At 66.3% G+C, this 25,410-nt stretch carries 28 protein-coding genes; 9 read left to right on the forward strand and 19 right to left on the reverse strand.

Annotated elements, in window-relative coordinates:
- Positions 1 to 7 precede the first annotated feature (7 nt).
- Together accC and aat are read left to right on the forward strand one after the other, a co-directional pair.
- Positions 8 to 1,357 carry an acetyl-CoA carboxylase biotin carboxylase subunit gene (accC, locus tag ABIE58_RS03565; RefSeq protein ID WP_354543311.1) on the forward strand — a complete coding sequence of 450 codons (1,350 nt, stop codon included), beginning with the start codon at positions 8 to 10 and terminating at the stop codon, positions 1,355 to 1,357.
- Entirely contained in the window at positions 1,357 to 1,998 is a 642-nt protein-coding gene (aat, locus tag ABIE58_RS03570) for a leucyl/phenylalanyl-tRNA--protein transferase (RefSeq protein WP_354543312.1), read from the forward strand. The genes accC and aat overlap by 1 nt, the downstream gene beginning before the upstream one ends.
- Here the strand turns inward: aat and ABIE58_RS03575 are convergent.
- The 4 genes from ABIE58_RS03575 to trpS form a co-directional block, all read right to left on the reverse strand.
- Positions 1,965 to 2,327: a DUF2155 domain-containing protein gene (locus tag ABIE58_RS03575; RefSeq protein WP_354543313.1), complete on the reverse strand. Its 363-nt coding sequence runs from the start codon at positions 2,325 to 2,327 to the stop codon at positions 1,965 to 1,967. The genes aat and ABIE58_RS03575 overlap by 34 nt on opposite strands.
- Complete coding sequence (gene mlaD, locus ABIE58_RS03580; RefSeq protein WP_354543314.1) at positions 2,324 to 2,785, reverse strand: outer membrane lipid asymmetry maintenance protein MlaD; 462 nt, start codon at positions 2,783 to 2,785, stop codon at positions 2,324 to 2,326. The genes ABIE58_RS03575 and mlaD overlap by 4 nt, the downstream gene beginning before the upstream one ends.
- 10 nt (positions 2,786 to 2,795) lie before the next feature.
- Positions 2,796 to 3,179 (reverse strand): NADH:ubiquinone oxidoreductase subunit NDUFA12, encoded by a 384-nt coding sequence (locus ABIE58_RS03585; RefSeq protein ID WP_354543315.1) that lies wholly within the window; start codon positions 3,177 to 3,179, stop codon positions 2,796 to 2,798.
- Between the two features lie 63 nt (positions 3,180 to 3,242).
- On the reverse strand, positions 3,243 to 4,262 hold the full coding sequence (gene trpS, locus ABIE58_RS03590) for a tryptophan--tRNA ligase (protein ID WP_354543316.1): 1,020 nt from the start codon (positions 4,260 to 4,262) through the stop codon (positions 3,243 to 3,245).
- 74 nt (positions 4,263 to 4,336) lie between these two features.
- Between trpS and ABIE58_RS03595 the strand changes: the two genes are divergently transcribed.
- Positions 4,337 to 5,017 carry a rhomboid family intramembrane serine protease gene (locus tag ABIE58_RS03595; protein WP_354543317.1) on the forward strand — a complete coding sequence of 227 codons (681 nt, stop codon included), beginning with the start codon at positions 4,337 to 4,339 and terminating at the stop codon, positions 5,015 to 5,017.
- Between the two features lie 380 nt (positions 5,018 to 5,397).
- Here the strand turns inward: ABIE58_RS03595 and murJ are convergent, their stop codons facing one another.
- Both murJ and ABIE58_RS03605 read right to left on the reverse strand, forming a co-directional pair.
- Positions 5,398 to 6,936: a murein biosynthesis integral membrane protein MurJ gene (gene murJ, locus ABIE58_RS03600; RefSeq protein WP_354543318.1), complete on the reverse strand. Its 1,539-nt coding sequence runs from the start codon at positions 6,934 to 6,936 to the stop codon at positions 5,398 to 5,400.
- A gap of 70 nt (positions 6,937 to 7,006) precedes the next feature.
- Positions 7,007 to 7,444, reverse strand: coding sequence for a PaaI family thioesterase (locus ABIE58_RS03605; RefSeq protein WP_354543319.1), 438 nt, complete (start codon positions 7,442 to 7,444; stop codon positions 7,007 to 7,009).
- Between the two features lie 124 nt (positions 7,445 to 7,568).
- Between ABIE58_RS03605 and ABIE58_RS03610 the strand changes: the two genes are divergently transcribed.
- Positions 7,569 to 8,348 carry a LytTR family DNA-binding domain-containing protein gene (locus tag ABIE58_RS03610; RefSeq protein ID WP_354543320.1) on the forward strand — a complete coding sequence of 260 codons (780 nt, stop codon included), beginning with the start codon at positions 7,569 to 7,571 and terminating at the stop codon, positions 8,346 to 8,348.
- Between the two features lie 6 nt (positions 8,349 to 8,354).
- Here the strand turns inward: ABIE58_RS03610 and bhcD are convergent, their stop codons facing one another.
- Genes bhcD through bhcA form a run of 4 tightly spaced genes read right to left on the reverse strand, consistent with a single transcriptional unit; the run spans position 8,355 to position 12,744 of the window.
- Positions 8,355 to 9,323: an iminosuccinate reductase BhcD gene (bhcD, locus tag ABIE58_RS03615; RefSeq protein WP_502950059.1), complete on the reverse strand. Its 969-nt coding sequence runs from the start codon at positions 9,321 to 9,323 to the stop codon at positions 8,355 to 8,357.
- Between the two features lie 38 nt (positions 9,324 to 9,361).
- Complete coding sequence (bhcC, locus tag ABIE58_RS03620; RefSeq protein WP_354543322.1) at positions 9,362 to 10,525, reverse strand: 3-hydroxy-D-aspartate aldolase BhcC; 1,164 nt, start codon at positions 10,523 to 10,525, stop codon at positions 9,362 to 9,364.
- A gap of 42 nt (positions 10,526 to 10,567) precedes the next feature.
- Positions 10,568 to 11,542: a beta-hydroxyaspartate dehydratase BhcB gene (gene bhcB / locus ABIE58_RS03625; RefSeq protein WP_354543323.1), complete on the reverse strand. Its 975-nt coding sequence runs from the start codon at positions 11,540 to 11,542 to the stop codon at positions 10,568 to 10,570.
- An 11-nt stretch (positions 11,543 to 11,553) separates the two neighbouring features.
- The gene (gene bhcA / locus ABIE58_RS03630; RefSeq protein WP_354543324.1) at positions 11,554 to 12,744 is read right to left on the reverse strand and encodes an L-aspartate--glyoxylate aminotransferase BhcA; all 1,191 of its coding nucleotides are present in this window, start codon (positions 12,742 to 12,744) and stop codon (positions 11,554 to 11,556) included.
- A 428-nt stretch (positions 12,745 to 13,172) separates the two neighbouring features.
- Between bhcA and bhcR the strand changes: the two genes are divergently transcribed.
- The 5 genes from bhcR (at position 13,173) to hemF (ending at position 17,215) form a co-directional block, all read left to right on the forward strand.
- The gene (gene bhcR, locus ABIE58_RS03635; protein ID WP_354543325.1) at positions 13,173 to 14,003 is read left to right on the forward strand and encodes an HTH-type transcriptional regulator BhcR; all 831 of its coding nucleotides are present in this window, start codon (positions 13,173 to 13,175) and stop codon (positions 14,001 to 14,003) included.
- Between the two features lie 144 nt (positions 14,004 to 14,147).
- Entirely contained in the window at positions 14,148 to 14,465 is a 318-nt protein-coding gene (gene clpS, locus ABIE58_RS03640) for an ATP-dependent Clp protease adapter ClpS (protein WP_502950060.1), read from the forward strand.
- Between the two features lies 1 nt (position 14,466).
- Positions 14,467 to 15,465 (forward strand): class I SAM-dependent methyltransferase, encoded by a 999-nt coding sequence (locus tag ABIE58_RS03645; RefSeq protein ID WP_354543327.1) that lies wholly within the window; start codon positions 14,467 to 14,469, stop codon positions 15,463 to 15,465.
- A gap of 47 nt (positions 15,466 to 15,512) precedes the next feature.
- Positions 15,513 to 16,313: an SDR family NAD(P)-dependent oxidoreductase gene (locus ABIE58_RS03650; protein WP_354543328.1), complete on the forward strand. Its 801-nt coding sequence runs from the start codon at positions 15,513 to 15,515 to the stop codon at positions 16,311 to 16,313.
- Positions 16,314 to 16,324: 11 nt separating this feature from the next.
- Positions 16,325 to 17,215 (forward strand): oxygen-dependent coproporphyrinogen oxidase, encoded by an 891-nt coding sequence (gene hemF / locus ABIE58_RS03655; protein ID WP_354543329.1) that lies wholly within the window; start codon positions 16,325 to 16,327, stop codon positions 17,213 to 17,215.
- Between the two features lie 321 nt (positions 17,216 to 17,536).
- Here the strand turns inward: hemF and ABIE58_RS03660 are convergent, their stop codons facing one another.
- The 9 genes from ABIE58_RS03660 to ABIE58_RS03700 form a co-directional block, all read right to left on the reverse strand.
- Positions 17,537 to 18,316, reverse strand: a complete 780-nt coding sequence (locus tag ABIE58_RS03660; protein WP_354543330.1) for an enoyl-CoA hydratase-related protein — start codon at positions 18,314 to 18,316, stop codon at positions 17,537 to 17,539.
- 72 nt (positions 18,317 to 18,388) lie between these two features.
- Entirely contained in the window at positions 18,389 to 18,841 is a 453-nt protein-coding gene (locus ABIE58_RS03665) for a cytochrome c-type biogenesis protein (protein ID WP_354543331.1), read from the reverse strand.
- On the reverse strand, positions 18,838 to 20,802 hold the full coding sequence (locus ABIE58_RS03670) for a heme lyase CcmF/NrfE family subunit (RefSeq protein ID WP_354543332.1): 1,965 nt from the start codon (positions 20,800 to 20,802) through the stop codon (positions 18,838 to 18,840). Before ABIE58_RS03670 ends, ABIE58_RS03665 begins: the two co-directional genes overlap by 4 nt.
- 78 nt (positions 20,803 to 20,880) lie before the next feature.
- Positions 20,881 to 21,447, reverse strand: coding sequence for a holin family protein (locus tag ABIE58_RS03675; RefSeq protein ID WP_354543333.1), 567 nt, complete (start codon positions 21,445 to 21,447; stop codon positions 20,881 to 20,883).
- A complete protein-coding gene (locus tag ABIE58_RS03680) occupies positions 21,441 to 22,049 on the reverse strand; it encodes a holin-associated N-acetylmuramidase (protein WP_354543334.1) in 609 nt (202 codons plus the stop codon). The genes ABIE58_RS03675 and ABIE58_RS03680 overlap by 7 nt, the downstream gene beginning before the upstream one ends.
- 88 nt (positions 22,050 to 22,137) lie before the next feature.
- The gene (gene ccmE / locus ABIE58_RS03685) at positions 22,138 to 22,584 is read right to left on the reverse strand and encodes a cytochrome c maturation protein CcmE (protein WP_354543335.1); all 447 of its coding nucleotides are present in this window, start codon (positions 22,582 to 22,584) and stop codon (positions 22,138 to 22,140) included.
- A 15-nt stretch (positions 22,585 to 22,599) separates the two neighbouring features.
- Positions 22,600 to 23,628 carry an N-acetyl-gamma-glutamyl-phosphate reductase gene (argC, locus tag ABIE58_RS03690; RefSeq protein WP_354543336.1) on the reverse strand — a complete coding sequence of 343 codons (1,029 nt, stop codon included), beginning with the start codon at positions 23,626 to 23,628 and terminating at the stop codon, positions 22,600 to 22,602.
- Positions 23,629 to 23,658: 30 nt separating this feature from the next.
- On the reverse strand, positions 23,659 to 24,471 hold the full coding sequence (locus tag ABIE58_RS03695) for a glutamate racemase (RefSeq protein ID WP_354543337.1): 813 nt from the start codon (positions 24,469 to 24,471) through the stop codon (positions 23,659 to 23,661).
- A gap of 16 nt (positions 24,472 to 24,487) precedes the next feature.
- Complete coding sequence (locus ABIE58_RS03700) at positions 24,488 to 25,351, reverse strand: lysophospholipid acyltransferase family protein (protein WP_354543338.1); 864 nt, start codon at positions 25,349 to 25,351, stop codon at positions 24,488 to 24,490.
- Positions 25,352 to 25,410: the final 59 nt, after the last annotated feature.

Raw genomic sequence — 25,410 nt, forward strand, 5'->3', positions numbered from 1 at the left:
GGCGCATATGTTCGACAAGATCCTTGTGGCCAATCGCGGCGAGATCGCGCTTCGCGTGATCCGCGCGGCGCGCGAAATGGGTATCCGCTCGGTCGCCGTGCATTCCACGGCGGATGCCGATGCGATGCATGTGCGCATGGCCGATGAAACCGTCTGTATCGGCCCGCCTTCGGCGACCGACAGCTATCTGTCGATCCCCGCGATCATCGCCGCCTGCGAGGTGACCGGCGCGCAGGCGATCCATCCCGGCTATGGCTTTTTGTCCGAGAACGCCAATTTCGTGCAGATCGTCGAGGATCACGACCTGACATTCATCGGCCCCACCGCCGAACATATCCGCATCATGGGCGACAAGATCACCGCCAAGGACACGATGAAGGCGCTTGGCGTGCCCTGCGTGCCCGGATCGGAGGGGGGCATTGCCAATATCGGCGAGGCGCGCGCCCTTTGCGCCGAGATCGGCTATCCGGTGATCGTCAAGGCCACGGCGGGCGGCGGCGGGCGCGGCATGAAGGTGGCGCAAAGCGAGGCCGAGATCGAGCGCGCCTTTCTCACCGCGCGCTCCGAGGCCAAGGCCGCCTTTGGCAATGACGAGGTCTATATCGAGAAATACCTCACCACCCCGCGCCATATCGAGGTGCAGGTGTTCGGCGATGGCAAGGGCCGCGCCGTGCATCTGGCCGAGCGCGACTGTTCGCTGCAACGCCGCCACCAGAAGGTGCTTGAAGAGGCCCCCGGCCCCTGCATTTCTGAGGAAGAGCGCGCGCGGATCGGCAAGATCTGCGCCGAGGCCTGCGCCAATATCAACTATCGCGGCGCGGGCACGATCGAATTTCTCTACGAGAAGGGCGATTTCTTCTTCATCGAGATGAACACCCGCTTGCAGGTGGAACACCCGGTGACCGAGGCGATTTTCGGCGTCGATCTGGTGCGCGAGCAGATACGCGTGGCCGAGGGGCTGCCGATGTCGTTCACGCAGGACGATCTCAAGATCAACGGCCACGCCATCGAGGTGCGCATCAATGCCGAGAAACTGCCCGATTTCGCGCCGCGCCCCGGCACGATCACGCAGTTTCACGCCCCCGGCGGGCTTGGCGTGCGGATGGATAGCGCGCTTTATGACGGCTACAAGATCCCGCCCCATTACGACAGCCTGATTGCCAAGCTGATCGTCCACGGTGCCGACCGCGACACCGCGCTGCGCCGCCTTGCGCGCGCGCTTGGCGAATTGATCGTGGACGGGGTGGATACCACGGTGCCGCTCTTTCACGCGCTGTTGCAGGAGGACGATATCCGCAGCGGCAATTACAACATCCACTGGCTGGAACGCTGGCTGGAAACCAACCTGCGGGCGTAATGCCGGCCTTCCTGCCCCCCGAATTGCTGCTGCGCGCCTATGCGGCAGGGGTGTTCCCGATGGCAGAGGGGCGGAACGATCCAGAGGTGTTCTGGGTCGATCCAAAACGGCGCGGGGTGCTACCGCTCGATGGCTTTCACCTTTCGCGCTCGCTGACCCGCCGGATGCGGCGGGGGGGCTACCGCGCCACGCTCAACCGCGATTTCACGGGCGTGCTCGATGCCTGCGCCGACCGGGCCGAGACATGGATCAGCGCGCCCATCCGCGAGGCCTATGTCGCACTTCATGCGCGCGGGAACGCGCATTCTCTGGAGATATGGGAGGGCGCGACGCTTGCGGGCGGGGTCTATGGCGTGACGCTGGGCCGGGCGTTTTTCGGCGAAAGCATGTTTTCGCGGCGCACTGATGGCTCGAAACGGGCGCTGGCGCATCTGGTGGATCACTTGCGGCGCTGTGGTTTCACCCTTTTCGACACGCAGTTCATCACCGATCATCTCGCGCGCCTCGGGGCGGCAGAAATCTCCCGCGCCGCCTATCGTGCGCGCCTTGCCGCAGCACTTGAAGGTGAGGCCGATATCACCGCGCTGCCGCTCGACGCGGACCCGGCTCAGGTGGTGCAGCGGATGACCCAGACATCGTAGCGCGGATGCTCCAGCGCGTTGAGCGCGGGCGACGAGGCCAGCATCCAGCCATCGAACCACAGCTTGCCGCCCTCGCCCTCGCGGATGGTGACATGGGCATAGGCATCGCCCGCCGGGTTGCCCTCGGGGTAGCGGCACTCCCCCAGCGTCACCCGCAACGCGCCAAGATCGGCGGTCTCACCATTGGCCAGTTCCAGATCGTGCAATTCGGTGGTAATCCGGTCCAGCCCGCGCAGCACGGCACCGCTGCCCGGCGCGGCCTGTTCCTGCGCGCCCGCGCCTGCCGCCAGAAGGCCGAGAGCGACGCCGAGAGCAAGGCCCGGCCTCATTGATCCGCGGGGGCGTTCTCGCTGCCCGAGACGAATTTCATGAGCAGCGACACAAGGCTGACCGAACCTTGGGTGAATTCGATCTCGTCGCCCGGCGCGAAGTAAAACGGCGATCCGCCGGGCATGATCTCGACGTAATTGCCGCCCAGAAGCCCCTCGGACGAGATGGCCACGGCGCTGTCATCGGGCACGTTCACATCCTCGCGCACGGTAAACACCGCCTTGGCGCGATAGGTCTCGGGGTCGAGGCGCAATTCGCTGACCCGGCCCACCTTGACACCGGCAAGGCGCACATCGGTGCCCACGCTCACCCCGTCGGCGCTGCGAAAGCTGGCGTTGAGCGCGTATTCCGCGCCACCCCCGGTCAACCCCGTGGTCTTGCCTGCATAAGCGACAAATCCCACCGCCACGGCGAGGACCAGCGCGCCTACCAGCACTTCGGCCTTGTTCTCGGACATCAAACAGCCCCTATTCCGGCACCCAGGCCTCATAATCGCGCCGCGCGACCGGCTCGGGGCGGCGAATCGACCCGGCCGGCGCATAGGCCAGCGGCGTGCCGGTCAGGTTTTCCTGATGCGGCTTTTCCCACGCCTTGTGCGGCAGCGGCGCATCGCTCGGGGTCTCGTCATAGGTGTGGTGCAGCCAGCCATGCCAATCCGGGCTTACCCGGCTGGCCTCGGCTTCGCCGTTGAAGATCACCCAGCGCCGCTTGCCATCATGCGAGCGGTAAAAGATGTTGCCCTGCGCATCCTCGCCCACCTTCACGCCCTTGCGCCACGTATAAAACTGGGTGTTGAGCGTCTGCCCGTGCCACCATGTCACGGCGCGCAACAGCGTGTTAATGATACCCATCAGACCCTCCGGCGTTATCCTGTTTCGATATGGCGGATTTGGCGGCAAAGGTCCAGTGCCGCGTCACGCCCCCACCATCCCCATGATCGCATAAGTGCGGCGCAGGATCGGCGCGGCGATGGCGCGCGCACGCGCCGCCCCTTGCGCCAGCACGCGGTCGATCTCGCCCTCGTCCTGCATCAGGCGCGTCATCTCGGTGGAGATCGGCGCAATCCGCGCCACCGCCAGATCGGCGAGCCGTGGCTTGAACTCGGAAAACGCCTGCCCGCCTGCCTCGGCCATGACCTCATCCACGCTCATATCGGCCAGCGCCGCGTAGATGTTGACGAGGTTGCGCGCCTCCGCCCGCCCCTCCAGCCCCGCCACCTCCGAGGGCAGCGGCTCGGGGTCGGTCTTGGCCTTGCGGATTTTGCGGGCAATCGTGTCGGCATCATCGGTCAGGTTGATCCGGCTCATATCTGACGGGTCGGATTTCGACATTTTCTTGGTGCCGTCGCGCAGGGACATGACCCGCGTCGCCGCCCCCTCGATCACCGGCTCGGGCAGTGGAAAGAACTCCACGCCATAGTCGTGGTTGAACTTGGCGGCGATGTCGCGCGCCAGCTCGATATGCTGTTTCTGGTCCTCGCCCACCGGCACATGGGTGGCGTGATAGGCCAGGATATCGGCAGCCATCAGCGCCGGATAGGCGAAGAGGCCCAGCGAGGCATTCTGCGCGTTCTTGCCCGCCTTGTCCTTGAACTGCGTCATGCGCTGCATCCAGCCCATGCGCGCGACGCAGTTGAACACCCACGCGAGTTGGCTGTGCTCGGCCACCTGTGACTGGTTGAAGAGGATCGAGCGCGCGGGATCGAGCCCCGAGGCGATGAAGCCCGCCGCCAGTTCGCGCGTGGCGCGCGCCAGATCGGCGGGCTCCTGCCAGACGGTGACGGCATGCAGGTCCACCATGCAATAGATCGTCTCGATGCCCTGCTCCTGCGCCTCGGCAAAGCGTTTGAGCGCGCCGAGGTAATTGCCCAGATGCAGGTTGCCCGAGGGCTGGATTCCCGAAAAGACGCGCGGGGTAAAGGCCGCCTCGGTCATAGGCTCACTCCGTGGTGGATTTCTCTGCCCGCCTCGCTTACCCATGCCGCCAATCCCCGTCAAGGAGAGCGGCCATGCGCGACGACCCAAGCCCCCTCAACCCGATCCCGCCGGTGGTGCTGGTGCTGTTTCTCGTCATCGTCGGCGTCGAGGCGGCGTTCTCGCTTGGCGCGCGCGGCCTCATCGGCGGCGCGGATGCCGTCGGCTGGCGCATGGCGGCGATCGAGGAATACGGCTTTCACGGCGCGATCCTGCGCTGGATGATCGAGACCGGGCAATTCCCGACCGAGCATTTGCACCGCCTCGTCACCTATGCCTTTGTTCACGGCAGCTTTACCCATGCGCTCTTTGCCGGTGTGCTGCTGCTGGCGCTGGGCAAGTTCCTGGGCGAGGTGTTTCGCCACTGGGCGGTGCTGGTGATCTTTATCACCGCGACGGTGACCGGCGCGCTGATCTATGCCACGCTTGCGGGAGACCGGCCTTGGCTCATCGGCGCGTTTCCCGGCGTCTACGGCATGATCGGCGGGTTCACCTATGTGATGTGGCTGCGGTTGGGGCAGATGGGCGCGAACCAGGCCCGCGCCTTCAGCCTCATCGGCGTGCTGATGGCGTTGCAACTGGTCTTCGCGCTGCTCTTTGGCGGCTCGCCCACATGGCTTGCCGATGTGGGGGGCTTTGTTGCCGGATTTGCCGTATCGATCCCGGTCAGCCCCGGCGGCCTCGCCCGCCTGCGCGCGCGGCTGCGGCGCGATTGAGGGGCCGGTCTGGTGCCCGACAAGTGCATTGCGGGGCGTTTGGGTGGAGAGCGTAAGGGGTTTTACGATGCCATTCGATATGATGCGGTGAGCCGCGCGAGTGCCCGACCGTAGGTGGGGCTGCAACGGGTTTGGCGGGCGCTTTATGGCGCCACAGACTTGAACGGTTGCGCGGGTGTGCCACGTTTCAAAAGCGCCCGCCCGTCCGGGCGGTCGGGCGCTCGCGCGGCGGTGCCTGCGACACCTGATTCCGCGCGGGGGACAGAAGGCGAATGACGGCTCAAGAGCCCCGCCAACCTTGAAGCCCCTAACGCAATCGGCAGCACTGTTCCGCAAACCGGGCCTTCATCTCAACGCCCCCTGCCGTCCACACGCCACCCTCAGCGTCGGAACCGCGCGCGCATCTCCTGCACCCGGAACGCGCCCAGCGCCTGCCCCGCCAGACCGTAGCTTACGGCCCCGAGGCCAAGCAGCGCCACCAGCGCCAGCCAGCGCCAGCCGCCCATCGCCAGCACCGGCCCCAGCAGCACGCCGCCGCCCCAGAGCACCGCCCCCATCAGCGCCGATGCCAGCACGATCCGCCACAGCCTGCGGTGGAACTGCGCGTCGAACCGCGCCACCTCGCCAAAGCCGCGCGCGCCGCGTGCCAGTTGCCACACCATCACCCAGGCCGCCACCGTGGTGGCCAGCGCCGCCGCGATCCAGCCCAGCACCGCCGCCAGCCCAAAGGCCAGCACCGCGTTGACGACCATCGCCACCACCGCGTAACGGAACGGGCTGCGCGTGTCCTCGCGCGCGAAAAACACCGGCTGCATGATCTTTTGCAGCACGAAGGCGGGCAGCCCCAGCCCGTAGACCGCCACCGCCAGCGCCGTGGCGGCGCTGTCATCCGCGCCAAAGGCCCCGCGCTCGAACAGCACCGCCACCAGCGGCAGCGGGATCACCACCAGCGCCACCGCGCAAGGCACCGTGAGCGCCAGCGCCACCTCGCCCCCGCGCGAGAGCGCCATGCGCGCGCCGCTGTCGTCGCCCGCCTTGAGCCTGCGCGCCAGATCGGGCAAAAGCACGATCCCCACCGCGATCCCCACCACGCCCAGGGGCAGTTGATAAAGCCGGTCTGCGGAATAAAGCCAGCTTACCGCCTTGTCGTATTGCGAGGCCACCAACTGCCCGACCACGAGGTTGATCTGCACCACCCCGCCCGCCAGCGCGGCGGGCAGCGCGATGCGCACAAGCTGCGCCATCTCGGGCGTCCAGCGCGGGCGCACAAGATGCAGCCCCAGCCCCGCCCGCCGCACCGCCAGCCACAGCAGCAGCAGTTGCGCCACACCTGCGAGCGGCACCGACCAGACCAGCGCCTCGACCACCGCGCCGCCGCGATAGGCGGCGAATGCCATCGCCGCCATCATGATCATGTTGAGCAGGACCGGTGCCGCCGCCGCCGCCGCGAACCGCCCCGCCGCGTTGAGCACGCCCGAAAAGAGCGCCACCAGCGAGATGAAGAAGATATAGGGGAACGCGATGCGCCCATAGTCCACCGTCAGGCCAAAGCGCGCATCGCCCGCAAACCCCTCTGCCGTGAGCCAGACCAGCGCGGGCATGAACACCATGCCCAAGCCCGTCAGGATCAACAGCACGAAGCCCAGCCCCGACAGCGCCCGGCTGGCAAAGCCGAGCGCATCATCGCCCCCCTCCAGCCGCTTGGCGAACATCGGAACAAATGCCGCGTTGAACGCGCCCTCGGCAAAGAAGCGTCGGAACATGTTGGGCAGGCGGAACGCGGCGACAAAGGCATCCATCAGCACGCCGGGGCCAACGAGGCTTGCCAACATGACATCGCGGCCAAAGCCAAGCACGCGGCTCAGAAGCGTCCAGCCGCTGACGGTCAGGATACCGGAAAGCAGGCGGACGGGTTTCATGGCGGGCTTCCTCGTTGGCTCAGGCCCCTCTATCCCATCCCTCCCGGCGCGAAAAGAGGGCTCGCGCGCCCTACCCCGCCAGCGGAATCATCGTGCCGGTCAGCAGCGCCACGTGGCTTTCGCGGCCCCCCTCCAGCGCGTGCACATCCGCCTGCACGATCACCAGCCTGCGGCCTGCGCGGATCACCCGGCCCGTCGCCACCAGCAGATCGCCCTTTGCGGGGGCGAGCAGGTGGATCTTCATCTCGGTCGTGAGCACCTCGTGCCCCTCGGGCATCACGCTCAGCGCGGCATAGCCCGCCGCGCTGTCGCCGATGGCAAAGCTGAGCGCGGCATGGGCAAACCCGTGCTGCTGCCGGCTACCGGGCAGGATCGGGGCCTCGATTCGCACCCGCCCGGATGCGACCTCGACCAGCCGCGCGCCGAGCGTGGCCATCATCGCCTGCGCGGCAAAACTGTCGCAGACACGCGCCGCCACCTGCGGGGAGAGTTTCGCCTCGTTTCCCATGATCCTGCCCCCCTTGAAGATGCAACATCCTGCCACACCCGTCACATTAACCAAAACAGGCGGTTGGCCTCGTAAAATCCGCCTGATAGATACACGCTATGCGCGACCACACAAGGGTAACGAGTTGATCTGGTCCGAGTTCAGGCGGCATTTGGCAGAGACCTGCACTTCTGTCACATCGCGTGTCGCGATATCGCTTTGCCTCACCGGGCTGCTTGTTGCGGTGGTGGCGGGGCCGTTCGGCACGTATCAGACGATGGGAACGGCGCTTCGGCTGGTCTATTGGGGGGCCGTCATCGCCTCGGGCGTGGGTATCGGGGCGGTGGTCAACGCCATGTTCATGACCGTTTGCAAAGCACGGCATCCGCTCTGGATCGACCTCAAGGCCTCGATTCTCATCACGACCCTGCTCGCGCCGCTGATCTGCGTGCTGCGCGCAAGCCTCGATCCGGTGCTCACCCAAGACGACCTCACGCTTGGCGCGGTCTGGCTTCATACGGCGGCCTTCGTGGCCCCCATCTTCTTTCTGCGCCGTCAACTTGGGCGGGCAGAGACCGCCCCCGAGCCGCCCCTCCCGCGCCTGCTGCGCCGCCTGCCCGAGCCGATGCAGCAGGCTCGCGTGCTGCGCCTCTCGGGGCGCGATCACACGGTCGAGATCGTCACCGATCAGGGCAATGAGACGCTGCGCCTGCGCCTCGGCGACGCCATCGAGGAGATGGAGCCGGTCGAGGGGATCTGCACCCACCGCTCGCATTGGGTGGCGCGCGCGGCGATCACCGGCCATGCCTACGAGGGCGGCAAGCTCTACCTCACGCTTTGCAATGACGACAGGGTGCCGGTGAGCCGCACCTATCGCCCCCGGCTCGAGGCGCTTGGCCTCGTGCCGGGGTCCGAGACCGGCTGAGCCGCCTCAACCCAGCCGCACTACCTCGCCAAGGCCGCGCGCGCGTGCAATGCGCGCCGCGACCGAGGCCACCGCGAGATCCTGCAAGCCAACGCCGGTGCCGTCGAACAGCGTGATCTCGTCGTCAGAGCTGCGCCCCGGATGGGTGCCGTTGATGACCGCGCCGATGGGGGTGATGTCGCCTGCGGCAATAAGGCCCTCTGCCACCGCGTGCTGCGCCTCTCCGATGCTGACCGATTGCGCGATCTCGTCGGCAAAGACAGAGGCACGGGAGAGCAGCGCCGGGTCCACCTCCTGCTTGCCCTTGGTATCGGTGCCCATGCAGGCGATATGCGTGCCGGGCTTGATCCAATCGGCCATGAGAAGCGGCTCGAACGCGCTGGTGATGGTGATGATCACATCGGCCTCGGCACCCAGTTCCTCGGGCGTGAGCGCCTCGAAGGCCAGCCCCAGTTCCTCGGCCACCGCGCCAAGGCGCGGCAGCATCTCGGGATGCGGGTTCCACGCGACGACCTTCTCGAAATCGCGCTGCTCGGCGGCGGCGCGCAACTGGAAGGTCGATTGATGGCCCGCGCCGACCATGCCCAGAACCTTTGCATCCTTGCGCGCCAGATGGGCGATTGAGACCGAGGAGGAGGCCGCCGTGCGCAAAGCGGTCAGGTAATTGCCGCCCACCAGCGCCGATAACTGCCCGGTATCGGGATCGAAGAGGCACACGGTGGACTGATGGTTGGTCAGTCCCTTGTCCATGTTGCCGGGCCAGTATCCCCCCGCCTTGAGGCCAAGCGCCAGCCCCGCGCGGTCAAACCCGCCTTTGAAGCCGTAGAGTGCGTCGGCGTGACCGATCGCCTCGCGCACGACGGGGAAATTATAGGCATCGCCCCGCGCCATGGCGGCGAATACGGCCTCCACCGCGCCGAAAGCATCCGCGCGGGTGATCACTTCTTCGCAGACACCTTCGCCGACGATGACAATGCCTTGCATCTCTGTTTGGCTGTCCATCATGCCCGCCCTCAATACGCCTTGCCGCGCGCCGAGACCGGCCAGACCGTCTCGACCTTGCCGCCGCGCACGCCGACATACCAGTCATGGACATTGCAGGTCGGGTCGCAATGGCCCGGCACCAGCCGCAGCTTGTCGTTGACCTTGAGCACGCCGTCGGGGTCGGCCACCACGCCATGCTCGTCCGAGCATTTCACATATTGCACATCCGTGCGGCCAAAGATCACCGGCAGGCCGCTATCCACCGATTGCGCCTTGAGGCCTGCATCCACGATCGCCTTGTCCGCCTTGGCGTGGCTCATGACGGAGGTCAGGATGAAGAGCGCGTTTTCCCACTCGCCCTGGTCGATCCGGTTGCCGTCCTTGTCCAGAATGCGCCCGTAATCGGCATCCATGAAGGCATAAGAGCCGCACTGAAGCTCGTTATAGACGCCCGAGGTGCCCTCGAAATAATAGCTGCCGGTGCCGCCGCCGCCGACGATGTCGCAGTCCAGCCCTTGGGCCTTCAGCCCCTCGACCGCGTCGCGCACCTGCGCCACGGCCACCTCGATCTTGGCCTTGCGGTCCTCATAGCTGTCCATATGCTGCATCGCGCCCTGATAGGCCTGGATACCGGCGAACTTGAGCCCCGGTGCCGCGTCGATGTCCTTGGCAATCTCGATCACGGCGGGGGTGGTGGTCACACCGCAGCGCCCCGCGCCGCAGTCGATTTCCACAAGGCATTCGATCTCTGTGCCATGCTTCACGGCCGCCGCCGATAGGTCCGCCACATTGGCCAGATCATCGACGCAGCAAATCGCGCGCGCGCCGAGTTTCGGCAGCCGCGCCAGCCGGTCGATCTTGGCCGGGTCGCGCACCTGATTGGATACCAGCACATCCTTGATGCCGCCGCGCGCGAATACCTCGGCCTCGCTCACCTTCTGGCAGCAGACGCCGCAGGCACCGCCAAGGCTCTCCTGCAACTTGGCCACATCCACCGATTTGTGCATCTTGCCATGCACACGGTGGCGCACGCCATGCGCGCGGGCCCAATCGCCCATCTTCTTGATATTGCGCTCCAGCGCGTCGAGATCGAGCACGAGGCACGGCGTTTGAATATCGGCCTCGTCCATGCCGGGCAGAGCGGGGATGTCGAAGCCCACTTCGTATTCGTCAAGATTGATCGCGTCTTTCATGGTATCCTCCGGTTGTTTTACAGGGGCGCGCGCTGTGCGGCCTCACTTGATCCAGGGCAGGCTGTCGAGATCGACATTGCCGCCGGTGATGATGACGCCGACGCGCTTGCCCGCGAAGACCTCGGGGTTTTTCAGGATCACGGCCAGCGGCACGGCGCAGCTTGGCTCGATCACGATCTTCATGCGCGCCCAGGTGAGTTTCATCGCGTCGATGATCTCCTGCTCGCTCGCGGTCAGTACATCCTCAACGAAATGGCTGACGAAATGCCAGGTGTTTTCCTTAAGCGGCACCTTGAGCCCGTCTGCCACGGTATTGGGCGCGTCATCGGCGATGATATGGCCCGCGCGGAACGACCGCGCGGCGTCGTCGGCCTGCTCCGGCTCGGCGGCGTAGATTTTCACATGCGGCGCGAGATTGGACAGCGTCAGGCAGGTGCCCGAGATCATGCCGCCGCCGCCGATGGGGGCGATCACCGCGTCCAGCCCCTCGACCTGCTCGATCAGTTCCGCCGAACAGGTGGCCTGCCCCGCGATCACGCGCGGATCGTTGTAGGGATGCACGAATTCGGCCCCCGTCTCGGCCTGCACGCGGGCGAACACCTCTTCGCGGCTCGTCGTTGACGGCTCGCATTCGGTGATGATCCCGCCATAGCCGCGCACGGCGTCCTTCTTGGCCTGCGGGGCGGTGCGGGGCATGACCACATGGCAGGGAATGCCCCGCCGTCCGGCGGCATAGCTGAGGCTGAGCGCATGGTTGCCGCTCGAATGCGTCGCCACGCCGCGCGCGGCGATCTCGTCCGACAGGCCGAAAACCGCGTTCGACGCGCCGCGCACCTTGAACGCACCCGCCTTCTGAAAATTCTCGCATTTGAAATGCAGGTCAGCCCCGGTCAGGTTGTTGAGGAACGACGAGGTCAGCACTGGCGTGCGGTGGATATAGGGCGCGATCCGTGCGCGCGCGGCCAGCATGTCGTCGATGCTCAGATCGGCACCGGTCTTGTCTCTCGTATCAAGCATGGTCTCTCCCCTCATGCAGCCTGTGTCAGCGCGCGTTTCACGGTGGCCCGAAAATGCTCCTGCGCCGCCATCACACCGCTGCCAAGCCGGATCGGATAATCGAGATCGGCCATCGCCATCTCGATCGTGGCCAGCCCCGAGAGCACCATCGCATCCGTGAGGCTGCCCAGGTGGCCGATGCGGAAGGCGCGACCGTTCATCTCGCCCAGCCCCACGCCAAAGCTCATCCCGTAGGTGGCGAAAGCGTGGTTCACCAGCGCGTTGCTGTCAAAGCCCTCGGGCACGTAAATGGCGCTCACCGTGTCGGAATAAAGCGCGGGCGATTGCGCCACCAGCTCCAGCCCCCAGGCCTGAACCGCAGCGCGCACCCCCTCGGCCAGCCGCGTGTGGCGGGCATAGACATTCTCCAGCCCCTCCTCGAACAGCATCTTGAGGCTCTCGGCCATGCCAAAAATCAGTTGCAGCGGCGGCGTGTAGGGAAAGCCGCCGCTGGCATTTGCCTTCATCATGTCGCGGAAGTCAAAGAAGGTGCGCGGCAGGGTGGCCCCCTCCATCGTGGCAAGCGCCTTGGGGCTGACGGCGACAATCGCCATGCCGGTCGCGAGCATGAACCCCTTTTGCGAGCCGGACACGGCGATATCCACGCCCCAACCGTCCATCTCGAACGGCATCGAGCCGAGGGATGACACGCAATCCACCATCAAAAGTGCCGGGTGCCCGGCCCCATCCATCGCCGCGCGCACGGCGGCGATGTCGGATTTGACGCCCGTCGCGGTCTCGTTATGCGTGACCAGAACCGCCTTGATCGTGTGGGCCGTGTCAGCGCGCAGCGCGTCGGCGAAGCGGTCGGCGGGCGCGCCGCTGCCCCAGGGGCAGTCGATGATCTGCACATCCAGGCCGTGGCGCTGGCACATGTCGATCCAGCGATGGCTGAACATGCCGTAGCGCGCCACCAGCACCTTGTCGCCGGGCGAGAGCGTGTTGGTGATCGCCGCCTCCCAACCGCCGGTGCCGGAGGAGGGGAAGGTGATGATCTCGGCCTCAGAGGTGCCGAACACCGTCTTGCAGCCCGCCAGAACGGGGGCAAGAGCCCCGGCAAAGGCGGGCGAGCGGTGATCCATCGTCTGCACCTGCATGGCGCGGCGCAGGCGGTCGGGGATATTGGTCGGGCCGGGGATGAAAACCGGGTTTTGATCTGACATGGCGCAGGCCTCCTCGTGATGGGACATCATGGCGCGGAACGGGGCGGGATGCAATTTTATTGAAAATGTTTTTCATTCTTGACTGTAAAAACCTTAATATATGATTTTATGTTGTTTTATATTTTTCAATTCTCGTGACAGAGAATACTATGGAAATATTTTTCACTGGAAATATGATGCAAGGCGCGTGATACAGGAACGATCATGATCCAAGCCGCCAAAAATCATGCCCCCGCGCGGAATCAAGGCGTGCTTGCACGCCGCCGCGCGAGCGCCCGACCGCCCGGACGGGCGGGCGCTTTTGCAACGGTGCACACCCGCATCATCGTTCAAGTATTCGGCACCATAAATCGCCTGCCAAAACCGTTGCAGCGCCCACCCGCGGTCGGGCACTCGCGCGGCTCACCCTCCCCATCACAGGCCCGCCCATGACCCAGACCAAACGCCCCCGTGGCCGCCCAAAATCGCAATTCACCGAAAGCAGCGCGGGCACCATGCAGGCGCTCGACCGCGCGCTCAGCGTGCTCACCGCTGTCGCAGGGCAAGACGGCACCAGCCTCAGCGATCTGTCGCGCGCGCTCGACATCCCCACCGCCACCACCCACCGCATCCTCTCCACGCTGCAAGGCCATGATTTCGTGCGGTTCGACGACGAGCGGCAGGATTGGAGCATCGGCATCGAGGCCTATCGCACCGGCGTTGCCTATCTCAAGCGCACCAACCTTGCCGATGCCGGCCGCCCGGTCATGCGGCGGCTGATGGAAGAGACCGGCGAGACCGCCAATCTCGCCGTACCGGACGGGGCCGAGGTGGTCTTTATCGGCCAGGTCGAGACCGGCAACCCGATCCGCGCCTTCTTTCCGCCCGGCTCGCGCACGCCGATGCACGCCTCGGGCATCGGCAAGGCGATCCTCGCCGCCCTGCCCGAGGACCGGCTGCGCCGCCTGCTGCCCGAGACGCGGCTTGCGGGCTTTACCCCGCGCACCCATCGCGACCGTCACAGCCTCGCCGCCGATCTTGCCGCGATTCGCGCGCGCGGCTGGTCGTTCGACCGCGACGAGCGTTACGAGGGCATGTCCTGCATCAGCGCAGCCATCCTCGACGGGCGGGGCGAGCCCTGCGGCGGCATCTCGATTTCCGGCCCCTCCTCGCGCTTTGCCGAGGATCGGCTGCCCGCCTTCGGCGCGGCGGTCACCGGGGCGGCAGCCGAGGTCACCGCCCTGATTGCCGGGCGCGGCCCCGTCACGGCCACGAATTGAGGCGACCGCGCCCCACCCCCCTTTTCTCGGCGGCCTCATCGGTTATATAGAGGGGCCGGGGCGCGCAAAGCCCGCCATCGCAACCAAACCCACCAGCCACGGCCAAGAGCACTCAGCATGTCCGCACACGTCCCGATCACCACCATGACCGGCCCCGAGGACGATGACGCCGACAGCGCCATCGTCACCAAGACGCGCGCCAAGACCAAGCGCCCGCCGCTCTACAAGGTGCTGCTGCTCAACGACGATTACACGCCGATGGAATTCGTCGTCGCGGTGCTGGAGCGGTTTTTCGGCATGTCGCACGCGCAGGCGTTCGAGATCATGCTAACCGTCCACAAGAAGGGCGTCGCCGTCGTCGGCGTGTTCAGCCACGAGATCGCCGAAACCAAGGTGGCGCAGGTGATGGATTTCGCCCGTCGCCACCAGCATCCGCTGCAATGCACGATGGAAAAGGAATAACGTGGGCCTTGGCACGCGCCTGACGCTCGCGCTGGAAAGCGGGGCCGTTGCCCTGCCCGAGGCGGGGCGCATCGCCGTCATCGGGCCGCGCGCGGGCGCGGATCTGTCGGCGCTGCCCAAGGGGCGCGTGCAGGTCATCACCACGCTCAAGCCCGATCACGATCACTTCACCGGCGAGGGCCTTGAGTGCGCCACCGCACCCTCGGGGCGCTACGCGGCGGCGCTTGTCTGCCTGCCGCGCGCGCGCGCGCTGGCGCAGGCGATGATCGCGACGGCCACGGCCCATACCGACGGGCCGGTGATCGTGGATGGCGACAAGACCAGCGGTATCGAATCGATGCTGCGCGCCCTGCGCGCGCACGCCCACGCCACCCCCGGCGCGCCGCTCTCCAAGGCGCATGGCAAGCTCTTTGCCCTTGCCCCTGGTGCCGACCTCCACGCGTGGCTGCCTGCGGCCCTTCGCCAGATCGAGGGCGGGTTCGTCACCGCGGCGGGCAATTTTTCCGCCGACGGGATCGACCCCGGATCGCGCGCGCTCGCCGACACGCTGCCGCCCAAACTCGGCGGCCATGTCATCGACCTTGGCGGCGGCTGGGGCTATCTCTCGGCGCGCGCACTTGTGCGCGAGACCATCACCCGGCTCGACCTGGTCGAGGCCGATGCCGATGCGCTTGCCTGTGCGCGGCGCAACATCACCGGCAGCCGCGCCCATTTCCACTGGGCCGATGCCACCCGCTGGCACCCCGCCACCGCCGCCGACACGGTCATCATGAACCCGCCCTTTCACACCGGGCGCGCCGCCGATCCCGGCCTCGGCCGTGCCTTTATCGCTGCGGCTGCCGGGATGCTGAAACCGGCGGGCGCGCTGTGGCTGGTGGCCAATCGCCACCTCGCCTACGAGGCCACGCTGGCGCAGCATTTCAAGCGCGTCGAGGAAGCGGCGGGCGATACCCGTTTCAAGATCCTCCACGCCAGCCATCCCTCTCGCCAGCGGCGCTGAAATCGCCTAACGTGGCCGCGCGACGGAGCAATCAGAAGGCCGTTCCCATGTCTTTTTCCATCTCCGGCAAGACCGCCATCGTCACCGGTGCCGCCAACGGGGTTGGCCTCGCCATCGGGCGGCATTTTGCCGACAAGGGCGCCAAGGTGATGTTCGCCGACCGCGACGAAGCCCGCCTCAAGGCAGAACTGGGCACGCTTGCCGAGGGCGACAATATCCGGTTTTTCGCCGGCGACATGCGCCAGAAACTGGCTCAGGCCAACCTTCTGTCGGCCACGCTCGACGCGTTCGAGGAGGTGGATATCCTGGTCAATGCCTGTCGGCAGGTCGCGGCCTCGGATGCGCTCAACCCCGACGATGACGGGGTCGAGACGCTGTTGCAGCAAAACCTGATGACGGCCCTGCGCATGAGCCAGCTTGTCGCGCGGCGGATGATAAAGCAGGCGAAGGGCGGCAAAAAGGGCTCTGCCGGGGCCATCGTCAACCTCTCATCCATCGCCGCGCGCCGCACCCATCCCGACCTGATGGCCTATTCGATCTCGTCCGCCGCGCTCGACCAGATGACGCGCAGCCTTGCCGTGGCGCTCGCGCCGCACCAGATCCGCGTCAACGCGGTGGCCTTTGGCTCGGTGATGAGCGCCTCACTCAAGGATACGCTGCGCGACCATAGCGGGTATCGCGAGGATATCGAGGATCACACGCCCCTCGGTCGCATCGCCTCGGCCACCGAACTGGCAGAGGCGGTGCAATATCTCGCCTCGGACGGGGCGGGGTTCATGACCGGGCAGATCATGACGATGGATGGCGGGCGCACCCTGCTCGATCCGGTCACCGCCCCCGCACATTGAAAGACCATGCCATGACCGACGATTTCATCCCGCAAAAAGCCCGCGCAAGCGCCTGGTTCCGCGCCCTGCGCGACGAGATCACCGCCGCCTTCGAGGCGCTGGAGGACAGCCACGATACCGGCCCGCTTGCGGGTGCCGCCCCGGCCCGGTTTGACGTGAGCGAGACCCGGCGCACGAGCGACGACGGCACGGAGGCGGGCGGCGGGCTGATGAGCGTGATGCGCGGCGGGCGCGTGTTCGAGAAGGTGGGCGTCAACGTCTCCGAAGTCTATGGCCATCTTGGGGCTGCGGCGCAAAAGGCGATGGCCGCGCGCGGCGTGCCCGGCATGGCGGATGACCCGCGTTTCTGGGCCTCTGGCATCAGCCTTGTGGCGCATATGCAGAACCCGCATTGCCCCGCCGTCCACATGAATACCCGCATGTTCTGGACGCCGCATGCCTGGTGGTTCGGCGGCGGATCGGACCTCAACCCCTGCATCGAATATGCCGAGGACACGGGCCATTTCCATGCCACGCAGAAAGCCCATCTCGATCCCCACGGGGCCGATCTATACCCCAAGCTCAAGGCCTGGGCGGACGAATATTTCTACATCCCCCACCGGGGCCGCGCGCGCGGGGTGGGTGGCATCTTCATGGATGATCGCAACACCGGCGACTGGGAGGCCGATTTCGCGCTCACGCAGGATATCGGGCGCGCCTTCCTGCCCGCCTATCTGCCCTTGATCGAGCGCCGCCGGGTGCAGGATTTCACCGAGGCCGACCGCGACACGCAGCTTGTGCATCGCGGGCTTTATGCCGAATACAACCTTGTCTACGACCGTGGCACGAAATTCGGCCTCGCCACCGGGCATGACGCGAATGCCGTGCTGATGAGCCTGCCGCCGCTGGCGAAGTGGGTGTGAGGTTGGTGCGCGGGACGTTTGTGGGCTGAGGCGGAGGTTGCTGCTAGCCCCCGCGCGGAGTCAAGGCGTGCTTGCACGCCGCCGCGCGATCGCTGGGCCGTCCGGCGGCCTAGCGATTTCGAGAAGGCGCGTAACCTATCGGTGTCACACGGATTTGGCTGCCATAAAGCGGCAGTTTCCGTCGTTGCATCGCTAGTCCCCGGCCCAGCGACCGCGCGGCTCGTCTCTGAAGCCTTGAATGGCAGGTCATGGCCATCCCTCCGCACCGCGCAGCATGGCAAGCCCGATCATCCTTGCGCCATATCCGTCAGATATCGCCCGCTACCGCCCCTCGAACCGCGCGGGGCGCTTTTCGAGAAAGGCGAGCACGCCTTCCTGGAAATCGCGGCTTTGCCCGCAGGCCCCTTGCAGCCGCGCCTCTATCTCCAACTGGCCGTCAAGCGCGTTATCCCACGAGCCGCGGATCGCCTCCTTGATCGCCTTGTAGGCCTGTGTCGGCCCCTCGGCGAGCTGCGTGGCGCGGGCCTGCCAATGGGCCTCGAACGCGTCATCGCCGACGGCCTCCCAGATCATGCCCCAATCGCTGGCCTGCCGGGCGCTGACCGGCTCGGCGAAAAGCGCCGCCCCCATCGCCTTGGCAAAGCCCACCTGGCGCGGCAGCGCCCAGGTGCCGCCAGCGTCGGGCATCAGGCCGATCCGGGCAAAGGCCTGGAGGAAATAGGCGCTCTCGGTCGCGATCACCACATCCGCCGCCAGCGCGAGATTGGCCCCCGCCCCCGCCGCAGGCCCGTTCACCGCTGAAATCACCGGCACCGGGCAATCGGTGATCGCGCGCAGCATCGGCACGTATTCCTCGCGCAGCACCCGCTCCAGATCGAGGGTGGCGGCGTTGCCGCCATCGCTCAGGTCCTGGCCCGAACAGAAGGCGCGGCCATTGCCGGTCAGCACCACCACCCGCGCGGTGCGGCCCGCATGGGTCATGGCATCGGTGATCTCGGCGCGCATCGGCGTGTTGAGCGCGTTCATCCGCTCGGGCCGGTTGAGCCGCAGCGTGGCCACGCCGCCCGCGAGATCGAGGGTGATGGTCTGGTAATCCTTCATGGTGTCGCGCCTCATAGGTAATGTCGCGCCATCAAAGCGCAAGCCAGCGCCAAGGCCAAGGGCAACCGCGCGTCACTCCCGCAGGATTTCGCGCAGCCGGTCCTCTTCCTCGGCGCTGAGCCGTCGCGCCTCGGGCTCGGCAGCCGTTGAGCGGCGGCGCATGTAAAGCCCGCCCATCAGCAGCCCCGCGCCAAGCATCAACGGCCCGGCCAGCCACAACAGCAGGTTGGCCCCCTCGGCGGTGGGATTGAGCAGCACATATTCGCCGTAGCGATCGACGATATAGGCCACCGTCTCCTCGTTGCTGTCGCCCGCCACCAGCCGCTCGCGCACCAGAAGGCGCAGATCGCGGGCCAGCTCGGCGTTGGAATCGTCGATATTCTCGTTGCGGCAGACAAGACAGCGCAGCCCCGCCGATATCTCACGCGCCCGCGCCTCCAGCGCCGGATCGTCGAGGATTTCATCGGGTTTCACCGCCCAGGCCGGGGCCGCGATGACGCAAAGCGCGAGGATCAGCCGTTTCATTCCGCAGGCACCCCCTGCGGCTGCTTCCGCGCGCCCGCCGCCACCCGGAACCGCCGGTCGCTGAGTGACAGGAACCCGCCCAGCGCCATCAGGATCGAGCCGCCCCAGATCCAGTTCGCCAGCGGCTTGTAATAGCTGCGCACCGCCCAGCCGCCGCCCTCCTGCGGATCGCCGATCGCGACGTAGATGTCGCGCAAAAAGCTGTTATGCAGCGCGGCCTCGGTGGTGGGCAGGGCGGCCACGGGGTAGATGCGTTTTTCCGGGCGCATGGTGGCAATCTCACGCCCGTCGCGGCCCAGCGTCAGCACCGCGATGGTGGCAAGGTAATTCGGCCCCTGCTCCTGGCGCACCTCGTCAAGCCGCAGCGTATAGCCTGCAAGCTCGACCGTGTCGCCGGTCTGCATCACGCGGATATCCTCGGCCTGCCAGGCCATCATAGCGGCGATCCCGGCCATCGTCACGCCAAGCCCGCCATGGGCCACCGCCTTGCCCCAATCGGCGCGCGGCAGCCGCCGCAGCCGCGCGAACCGCCCTGCCCCGCGTCCGGTGCGCGACCAAAGCTCTACCGCGGCACCGGAGATCAGCCACGCCGCGAAGAAAAGCCCCATCGGCCCCAGCGCCGAACGCCCGCTCTGCATCGCCCAGGCGAGCGCGCCCACCGCCACCGCCAGTGCGAAGGCCGGGGCGAGGCTGCGCATCGCGCGGCCCGGCTTGGCGCGTTTCCACGCCATCATCGCGCCCAGAGGCAACACGAGGCCCAGCAACACCATGAACGGCGTGAAGGCCGCGTTGAAGAACGGCGCACCGACCGACAGCTTGCGGTCGAACAGCATTTCCGCCACCAGCGGCCAGATCGTGCCGAAAAACACCACGAAGGCCGCGACCGCCAGCAGGATATTGTTGAGCACCAACACCGATTCGCGGCTCAGCACGCCGAACACGCCCTTGGCCTGCATCACCCCCGCGCGCATCGCGAAAAGCGTCAGCGCGCCGATCATGAACACCGCGAGGATGCCCAGCAGGAACACCCCGCGCTCGGGGTCGGTGGCAAAGGCATGCACGCTTGTCAGCACGCCCGAACGGGTGATGAATGCCCCCACCATTGAGAATCCGAAGGCGATGATCGCCAAAAGGATCGTCCAGCTTTTCAGCGCCTCGCGCTTTTCCACCACGATGGCGGAGTGAAGTAGCGCCGCCGCAATCAGCCATGGCATGAACGAGGCATTTTCCACCGGGTCCCAGAACCAGAACCCGCCCCAGCCCAGCTCGTAATAGGCCCACCAGGAGCCAAGCCCGATACCGATGGTCAGGAAGATCCACGCCGCCAGCGTCCAGGGCCGCACCCAGCGGCCCCAGGCGGCATCCACACGCCCCTCAATGAGCGCCGCGACGGCAAAGGAGAAGGTCATCGAGAGGCCGACATAGCCGAGATAGAGAAACGGCGGGTGGAACGCGAGGCCGGGATCCTGCAACAGCGGGTTGAGATCCTGCCCGTTGAAGGGCGGCACATCCATGCGCAGGAACGGGTTGGAGGTGAACAGAACGAAGGCCAGGAACGCCACCCCGATCATCGCCTGCACGCTCAGGACGCGGGCCTTGAGCGTGGGGGGCAGGTTGTCGCCGAACCACGCCACCGCCGCGCCAAACAGCGCCACGATCATCACCCAGAGCAGCATGGAGCCCTCGTGATTGCCCCAAACGCCGGTGATCTTGTAGAGCAACGGCTTGTCGGTATGGCTGTTGAGCACCACCAGCCGCAACGAGAAATCCGAGGTGACAAAGGCATATGTCAGCGCCGCAAAGGACGCCGCCACCAGCAGGAATTGCGCGGTGGCGGCAGGCTCTGCCACCGCCATCCAGCCGGGCCAGCGCCGATGCGCGCCGACAAGCGGGATCACGACCTGAATAGAGGCCACGACAAAGGCGAGGGCGAGGGCAAAGTGGCCGAGTTCTATAATCATGAGCAGACTATAATCCCGGCGCGCCCGCCGTCCAATGGCAATCGTCAAGAAAGCCGGATCACATTGTCGCGGCAGCCCTCACCCTCCGGCGCGCCACGCGTCAAGCGCCGGGTTCGCGCCCATAGCGACCGCCGCCCGCGTCACGCGCGCGTCCGCGCCGGGATCGGCGGCGCCGGGGCTGTCATGGCGCAGCGCGCGCAGGCTCTGGACCGTCTCCAGAACCTGCGGCGCGCGCGCCAACGTCGCGGCCAGAGAGCGTTGGAATTCCTGTCCCTTGGCCTGATGCCGCGCGCCAAAATAAAAGCTCACGATCGCCCCCAGCAGCCACCAGAGCGGCTCTGGCACCAACGCGAGCCCCGCCATGCGCTCGCCGAACCACAAGGGATCGACCATCGCCGACACCATCAGCCCCAGCGTGCCCAGCGCCATCGCCGGGCGCGGCACGCGGTTCAGCCCGTCGATGATCCGGTCGAACAAGCCCCGGTCGGTGGCGCGAAACTCTGCCGCCATCTGATCGAGCGCCGCGCGCTGCATCTCGGCCCCGCGCGCGTCTGCGGCTTCGGCATTGACGCGGAACACCTCTGCCGTCTCGCGCACGACATTGCCGGTGCCGCCGAACAGCACCCGAAGAATATCGCCTACCATTGGGCCACCCTCTCGCTGAATTCCGCCGCGCTCAGATGATAGCGCGGCGCGATGAATGCCTCGGCGCGCCGGACCCAGCCGCCCTTGCCCCCTGCCCGCGTGCGCGCGAATTTGCGGCTGGCGGGGCGGGCATCGGCAAGCCGGAGGTAATAATTGCGCCGCGCGATCCCGTAGGCATCGGCGATGTGATCGGGCGCGGCCTCTGCCGCCGCCTGCGCCGCCGCCACCGTCTGCGGCCCGATCACGCCATCGGTATCGACCGCATGAGCCATCTCGCGCAGCAGCACCTGCAGGATGCGGACCGCGTTCGCGCCAGCATTGACCTGCATGTCAAAGACGCTCGCGCGCAGCGCCTCGGGCAGGCGGTCGATGCCGGGGCGGCGATAGTAATGCTCGATAAAGATATCGACGGCCTGCGCACGGCTCAGTGCGCGCACATCGCCCGCGTCAATCCCCCCGTCGCGATCAAGATCGAGGCCGAGACGGCGCATGGTGTGGATGGTGACCCCGAAATTCGTGGCCCCGCCCGGATCGTCCGGGTCGTTGACGAAGCCACCCTCGCGGGCGACGATTTCCTCGGCAATCTGCCTGACGCTCTGCATCCGGTTCCCCTCTTGCGCGGTTGACGCAAGCAGGGTGGGGAACGGTGGTTAACGCAGGCTTGGGGCCGCGTGCGGTGGTTGGGGGCGCTCAGCCACCGCTTGGCTCGACATAGACGCCCTGTTCCTTGAGCGCGTCCACGACCTCCTTGGGCATGTAATCCTCGTCATGCTTGGCGAGGATTTCCGAGGCCACGAACACGCCGTCTTGCAGCGAGCCGGTGCCGACCATGCCCTGATTCTCGGCAAAAAGATCGGGCAGGATGCCGGTAAAGGTGACCGGCACCGAGGCCCCGCCATCGGTGACGGTAAAGCGCACGGTCTCGCCCTCGCCCCGGCGAATGCTGCCTTCCTCGACCAGCCCGCCGATGCGGAATATTTCCGTGGGCGCAGGCGGTTCTGCCACGACCTGGCTGGGCGAGCGGAAGAAATTGATCCCGTCGCGCATCCCGTAGCCAATGAGCGCGGTGGCCGCGATCAGCGCGATGGCGGCAATGGCGATAACCTGAACGCGGCGTTTTTTCTTGAGTGTTTTCATGGGCTCCACCCGCAATCAGGGAAAGACCGGGGCCAGCATGAGGCCACTTGTCTCGCTCAGAGATAACATCAGGTTGGCGTTTTGCAATGCCTGCCCGCTGCTACCTTTTGTCAGGTTATCGAGTGCCGCGATGACGATGGCCCGCCCCGCGCGCCGATCCGCCACCACGCCGATATGGCAGAAATTGCTGCCCCGGATATGCCGCGTGCTGGGCGTCTCGCCCAAGGGAAGCGTGATGAGGAACGGCTCATCGGCATAGGCCGCCGCCAGCGTGGCATGGATCTCCGCCGCGTCGCCCCGCACATAGCCGGTGGCGAGAATGCCGCGATTGGCGGGCACCAGATGGGGCGTGAACTGGATCTCCACGGGCCGCCCGGCGACGCGCGAAAACTCCTGATCGAACTCGCCCATATGACGATGCGTGCCGCCCACCGCGTAGGCGTGATAGCCCTCGGACAACTCGGCATGAAGCAGGTTTTCCTTGAGGCTGCGCCCCGCGCCCGACACGCCGCATTTCAAATCGAGGATGATCTCGTCCAGATCAATCACCCCCGCCGCGATCAGCGGGCGCAGGATATACTGCCCCGTCGCCGCGTTGCAGCCCGTCCCCGCCACCAGCCGCGCGCCCGCGATTTCCTCGCGGTAGAATTCGGTCAGGCCATAGACCGCCTCACGCTGCAACTCGGGCGCGGCATGGGGGTTGCCATACCATTTCTCATAGGCCGCCGGGTCGCGCAGCCGGAAATCCGCCGACAGGTCCACGATGCGCAAATCGCGCGGCAGGGCGGCGATCACCTCCTGGCTGGTCTTGTGCGGCAGGGCGCAGAAACACAGGTCAATGCCGGTGAAATCAATCTCTTCGATCGTCACAAGGTCCGGCAGGTCGAGATGGCGCAGATGCGGGAACACCTGCCCCATCGCTTGGCCCGCCTTGGAATTGGCGGCCAGCGCGGCGATTTCGAGATCGGGATGGGTGGCGATCAAGCGGACAAGCTCTGCCCCGGTATAGCCCGAGGCTCCGAGAATGGCGATTTTATGGGTCATCTGGTCCTCGCAGAGGATGGTTTGGCAGGGTCAGGCGGGGCGGAATGTGATCTCTCGTCGCAGAAACTGCGTCGCGCGGGAGGATACGCGCTTGGGGTCGCCCGTGGTGAGAAACATCGCCTCACCACCCGCGCCCACCTTCTCGGGGCGGCGGGCGAGGTAATCGGCAAGGCTCGCCGCCACGAGGGAGGGCTGTGAATAGACCGCCACATCCGGGCCAAGCGCGTCGCGGAAAACCTCTTCCACCAGCGGATAATGGGTGCAGCCCAGCACGGCGGCCTCCGGGTGCGGCATCTTGCGGCGGAGCGCATCGACATGGCTGCGCACCAGCGCCTCGGCGAGGATCATGTCGCCCTCCTCGATGGCATCCACGACGCCGCCGCAGGCCTGCGCCTCGACATCGACACCGATGGCGCGAAACGCAAGCTCACGCTGAAAGGCGCGGCTTGCCACCGTGGCGGGCGTGGCGAACAGCGCGACGTTCTTCACCGCCACCTCGCGCGGGGGGGAATTGTCGCCCCATTGCCGCTCAGTCAGCGCCTCGATGAGCGGCACGAACACGCCCAGCACGCGCTTGTCTGCGGGCACCCACGCCTCCTGCATCCGGCGCAGGGCGGCGGCAGACGCGGTGTTGCACGCAAGGATCACCAGATCGCAACCAGCCTCAAACAGGCGCGACACCGAGGCCGTGGTCAGATCATAAATGTCATCCGCGTCGCGCACCCCGTAAGGCGTGTGTGCGTTGTCGCCCAGATAGACAATGGGCACCTCGGGCAGGCGTTTGCTCACCGCATCCCAGACCGTCAGGCCACCCAGCCCGCTATCGAAAATCCCAACCGCCATGAGGCCACCTGCGAAATCAGTCGAATTCGAACCCGATCTCGGAGGCCGCGACCGGATTTGGCGACAACTCATAGGTCTTTTGCCGCAGGAACGCCATGAGCGATTTGGTATCGCCCGCATAGGGGGCCAGATCGGCGCGCGGGATGGGCGCGCCGATGACAACGCGCACCGGCGTATCCACCCGCTTGCGGAATTCCTTGATCAAGAGCCCCATGCGCAGCGTGACATGCAGATGGCTGGCAAGCTGAAAAAGGCGGCTGGTGTGACCGTCGAAATAGACCGGCAGCACAGTGGCATCGGATTTGGCGATCATCCGCGCGGTAAAGCCGCGCCAACCGGGATCGAGCGGGCGCGAAAACGGCTTGGCCGCCGTGCTGACCGTGCCGCCGGGAAAAATGCCGATGGCCCCGCCCTGACCCAGATACGACAGCGCCGTCTTGCGCGTCTCGAGGTTGAGCGCGACCGCCTCGCGGCTCTCGTCAAAGCTGATCGGCAGGATCACCCGTTCGAGATCGGGGGCGCGGCGGAAGATCTGATGCGCGAGGATGCGGAAATCGCCGCGCGTGCGGCGCAGGATATGGCCCATCATCAGTCCGTCGAGGATGCCGTAGGGGTGATTGGCAATCAGCACCAATGGCCCCTCGCGCGGCACCAGATCAAGACTGCCGCCGATGATATCAAGGCTGAGGCCATAGCGCTCGACGATCACCTCCCAGAAATCGCGGCCCTGCGCCACTTCGTGCTCATAGCCCGCCGCACGCTTGATCAGGCCGATCCGCCCGGTGAGGTTCTCCATCGTGCGGATCATGGCCCGTCCACCCTTGGTCTGGGCGGAAAAGGAATAGCTGATGTCGCGGGCGATATGACGTTCCTGGCGCATGGGCCTTCCCTCGGGCTGAGTCGCTGCCCTGTTAAATTTATGCGACACCCATGACCAGA

Source organism: Roseovarius sp. MBR-78, assembly GCF_040547535.1.
Lineage (GTDB): Bacteria > Pseudomonadota > Alphaproteobacteria > Rhodobacterales > Rhodobacteraceae > Roseovarius.

Bases quoted from the DNA above. Each gene is read 5' to 3' on its own strand.
- ABIE58_RS03660 (WP_354543330.1), bottom strand. From the start codon at position 18,316: ATGAAGGATTACCAGACCATCACCCTCGATCTCGCGGGCGGCGTGGCC.
- ABIE58_RS03575 (WP_354543313.1), bottom strand. From the start codon at position 2,327: ATGAGGCCGGGCCTTGCTCTCGGCGTCGCTCTCGGCCTTCTGGCGGCA.
- ABIE58_RS03665 (WP_354543331.1), bottom strand. From the start codon at position 18,841: ATGAAACGGCTGATCCTCGCGCTTTGCGTCATCGCGGCCCCGGCCTGG.
- ccmE (WP_354543335.1), bottom strand. From the start codon at position 22,584: ATGAAAACACTCAAGAAAAAACGCCGCGTTCAGGTTATCGCCATTGCC.
- murJ (WP_354543318.1), bottom strand. From the start codon at position 6,936: ATGAAACCCGTCCGCCTGCTTTCCGGTATCCTGACCGTCAGCGGCTGG.
- ABIE58_RS03695 (WP_354543337.1), bottom strand. From the start codon at position 24,471: ATGGCGGTTGGGATTTTCGATAGCGGGCTGGGTGGCCTGACGGTCTGG.
- bhcB (WP_354543323.1), bottom strand. From the start codon at position 11,542: ATGCTTGATACGAGAGACAAGACCGGTGCCGATCTGAGCATCGACGAC.
- ABIE58_RS03605 (WP_354543319.1), bottom strand. From the start codon at position 7,444: ATGGGAAACGAGGCGAAACTCTCCCCGCAGGTGGCGGCGCGTGTCTGC.
- ABIE58_RS03595 (WP_354543317.1), top strand. From the start codon at position 4,337: ATGCGCGACGACCCAAGCCCCCTCAACCCGATCCCGCCGGTGGTGCTG.
- ABIE58_RS03700 (WP_354543338.1), bottom strand. From the start codon at position 25,351: ATGCGCCAGGAACGTCATATCGCCCGCGACATCAGCTATTCCTTTTCC.
- bhcC (WP_354543322.1), bottom strand. From the start codon at position 10,525: ATGAAAGACGCGATCAATCTTGACGAATACGAAGTGGGCTTCGACATC.
- aat (WP_354543312.1), top strand. From the start codon at position 1,357: ATGCCGGCCTTCCTGCCCCCCGAATTGCTGCTGCGCGCCTATGCGGCA.
- hemF (WP_354543329.1), top strand. From the start codon at position 16,325: ATGACCGACGATTTCATCCCGCAAAAAGCCCGCGCAAGCGCCTGGTTC.
- ABIE58_RS03650 (WP_354543328.1), top strand. From the start codon at position 15,513: ATGTCTTTTTCCATCTCCGGCAAGACCGCCATCGTCACCGGTGCCGCC.
- bhcA (WP_354543324.1), bottom strand. From the start codon at position 12,744: ATGTCAGATCAAAACCCGGTTTTCATCCCCGGCCCGACCAATATCCCC.
- bhcR (WP_354543325.1), top strand. From the start codon at position 13,173: ATGACCCAGACCAAACGCCCCCGTGGCCGCCCAAAATCGCAATTCACC.
- ABIE58_RS03675 (WP_354543333.1), bottom strand. From the start codon at position 21,447: ATGGTAGGCGATATTCTTCGGGTGCTGTTCGGCGGCACCGGCAATGTC.
- ABIE58_RS03585 (WP_354543315.1), bottom strand. From the start codon at position 3,179: ATGGGTATCATTAACACGCTGTTGCGCGCCGTGACATGGTGGCACGGG.
- accC (WP_354543311.1), top strand. From the start codon at position 8: ATGTTCGACAAGATCCTTGTGGCCAATCGCGGCGAGATCGCGCTTCGC.
- clpS (WP_502950060.1), top strand. From the start codon at position 14,148: ATGACCGGCCCCGAGGACGATGACGCCGACAGCGCCATCGTCACCAAG.
- trpS (WP_354543316.1), bottom strand. From the start codon at position 4,262: ATGACCGAGGCGGCCTTTACCCCGCGCGTCTTTTCGGGAATCCAGCCC.
- ABIE58_RS03670 (WP_354543332.1), bottom strand. From the start codon at position 20,802: ATGATTATAGAACTCGGCCACTTTGCCCTCGCCCTCGCCTTTGTCGTG.
- ABIE58_RS03680 (WP_354543334.1), bottom strand. From the start codon at position 22,049: ATGCAGAGCGTCAGGCAGATTGCCGAGGAAATCGTCGCCCGCGAGGGT.
- mlaD (WP_354543314.1), bottom strand. From the start codon at position 2,785: ATGTCCGAGAACAAGGCCGAAGTGCTGGTAGGCGCGCTGGTCCTCGCC.
- argC (WP_354543336.1), bottom strand. From the start codon at position 23,628: ATGACCCATAAAATCGCCATTCTCGGAGCCTCGGGCTATACCGGGGCA.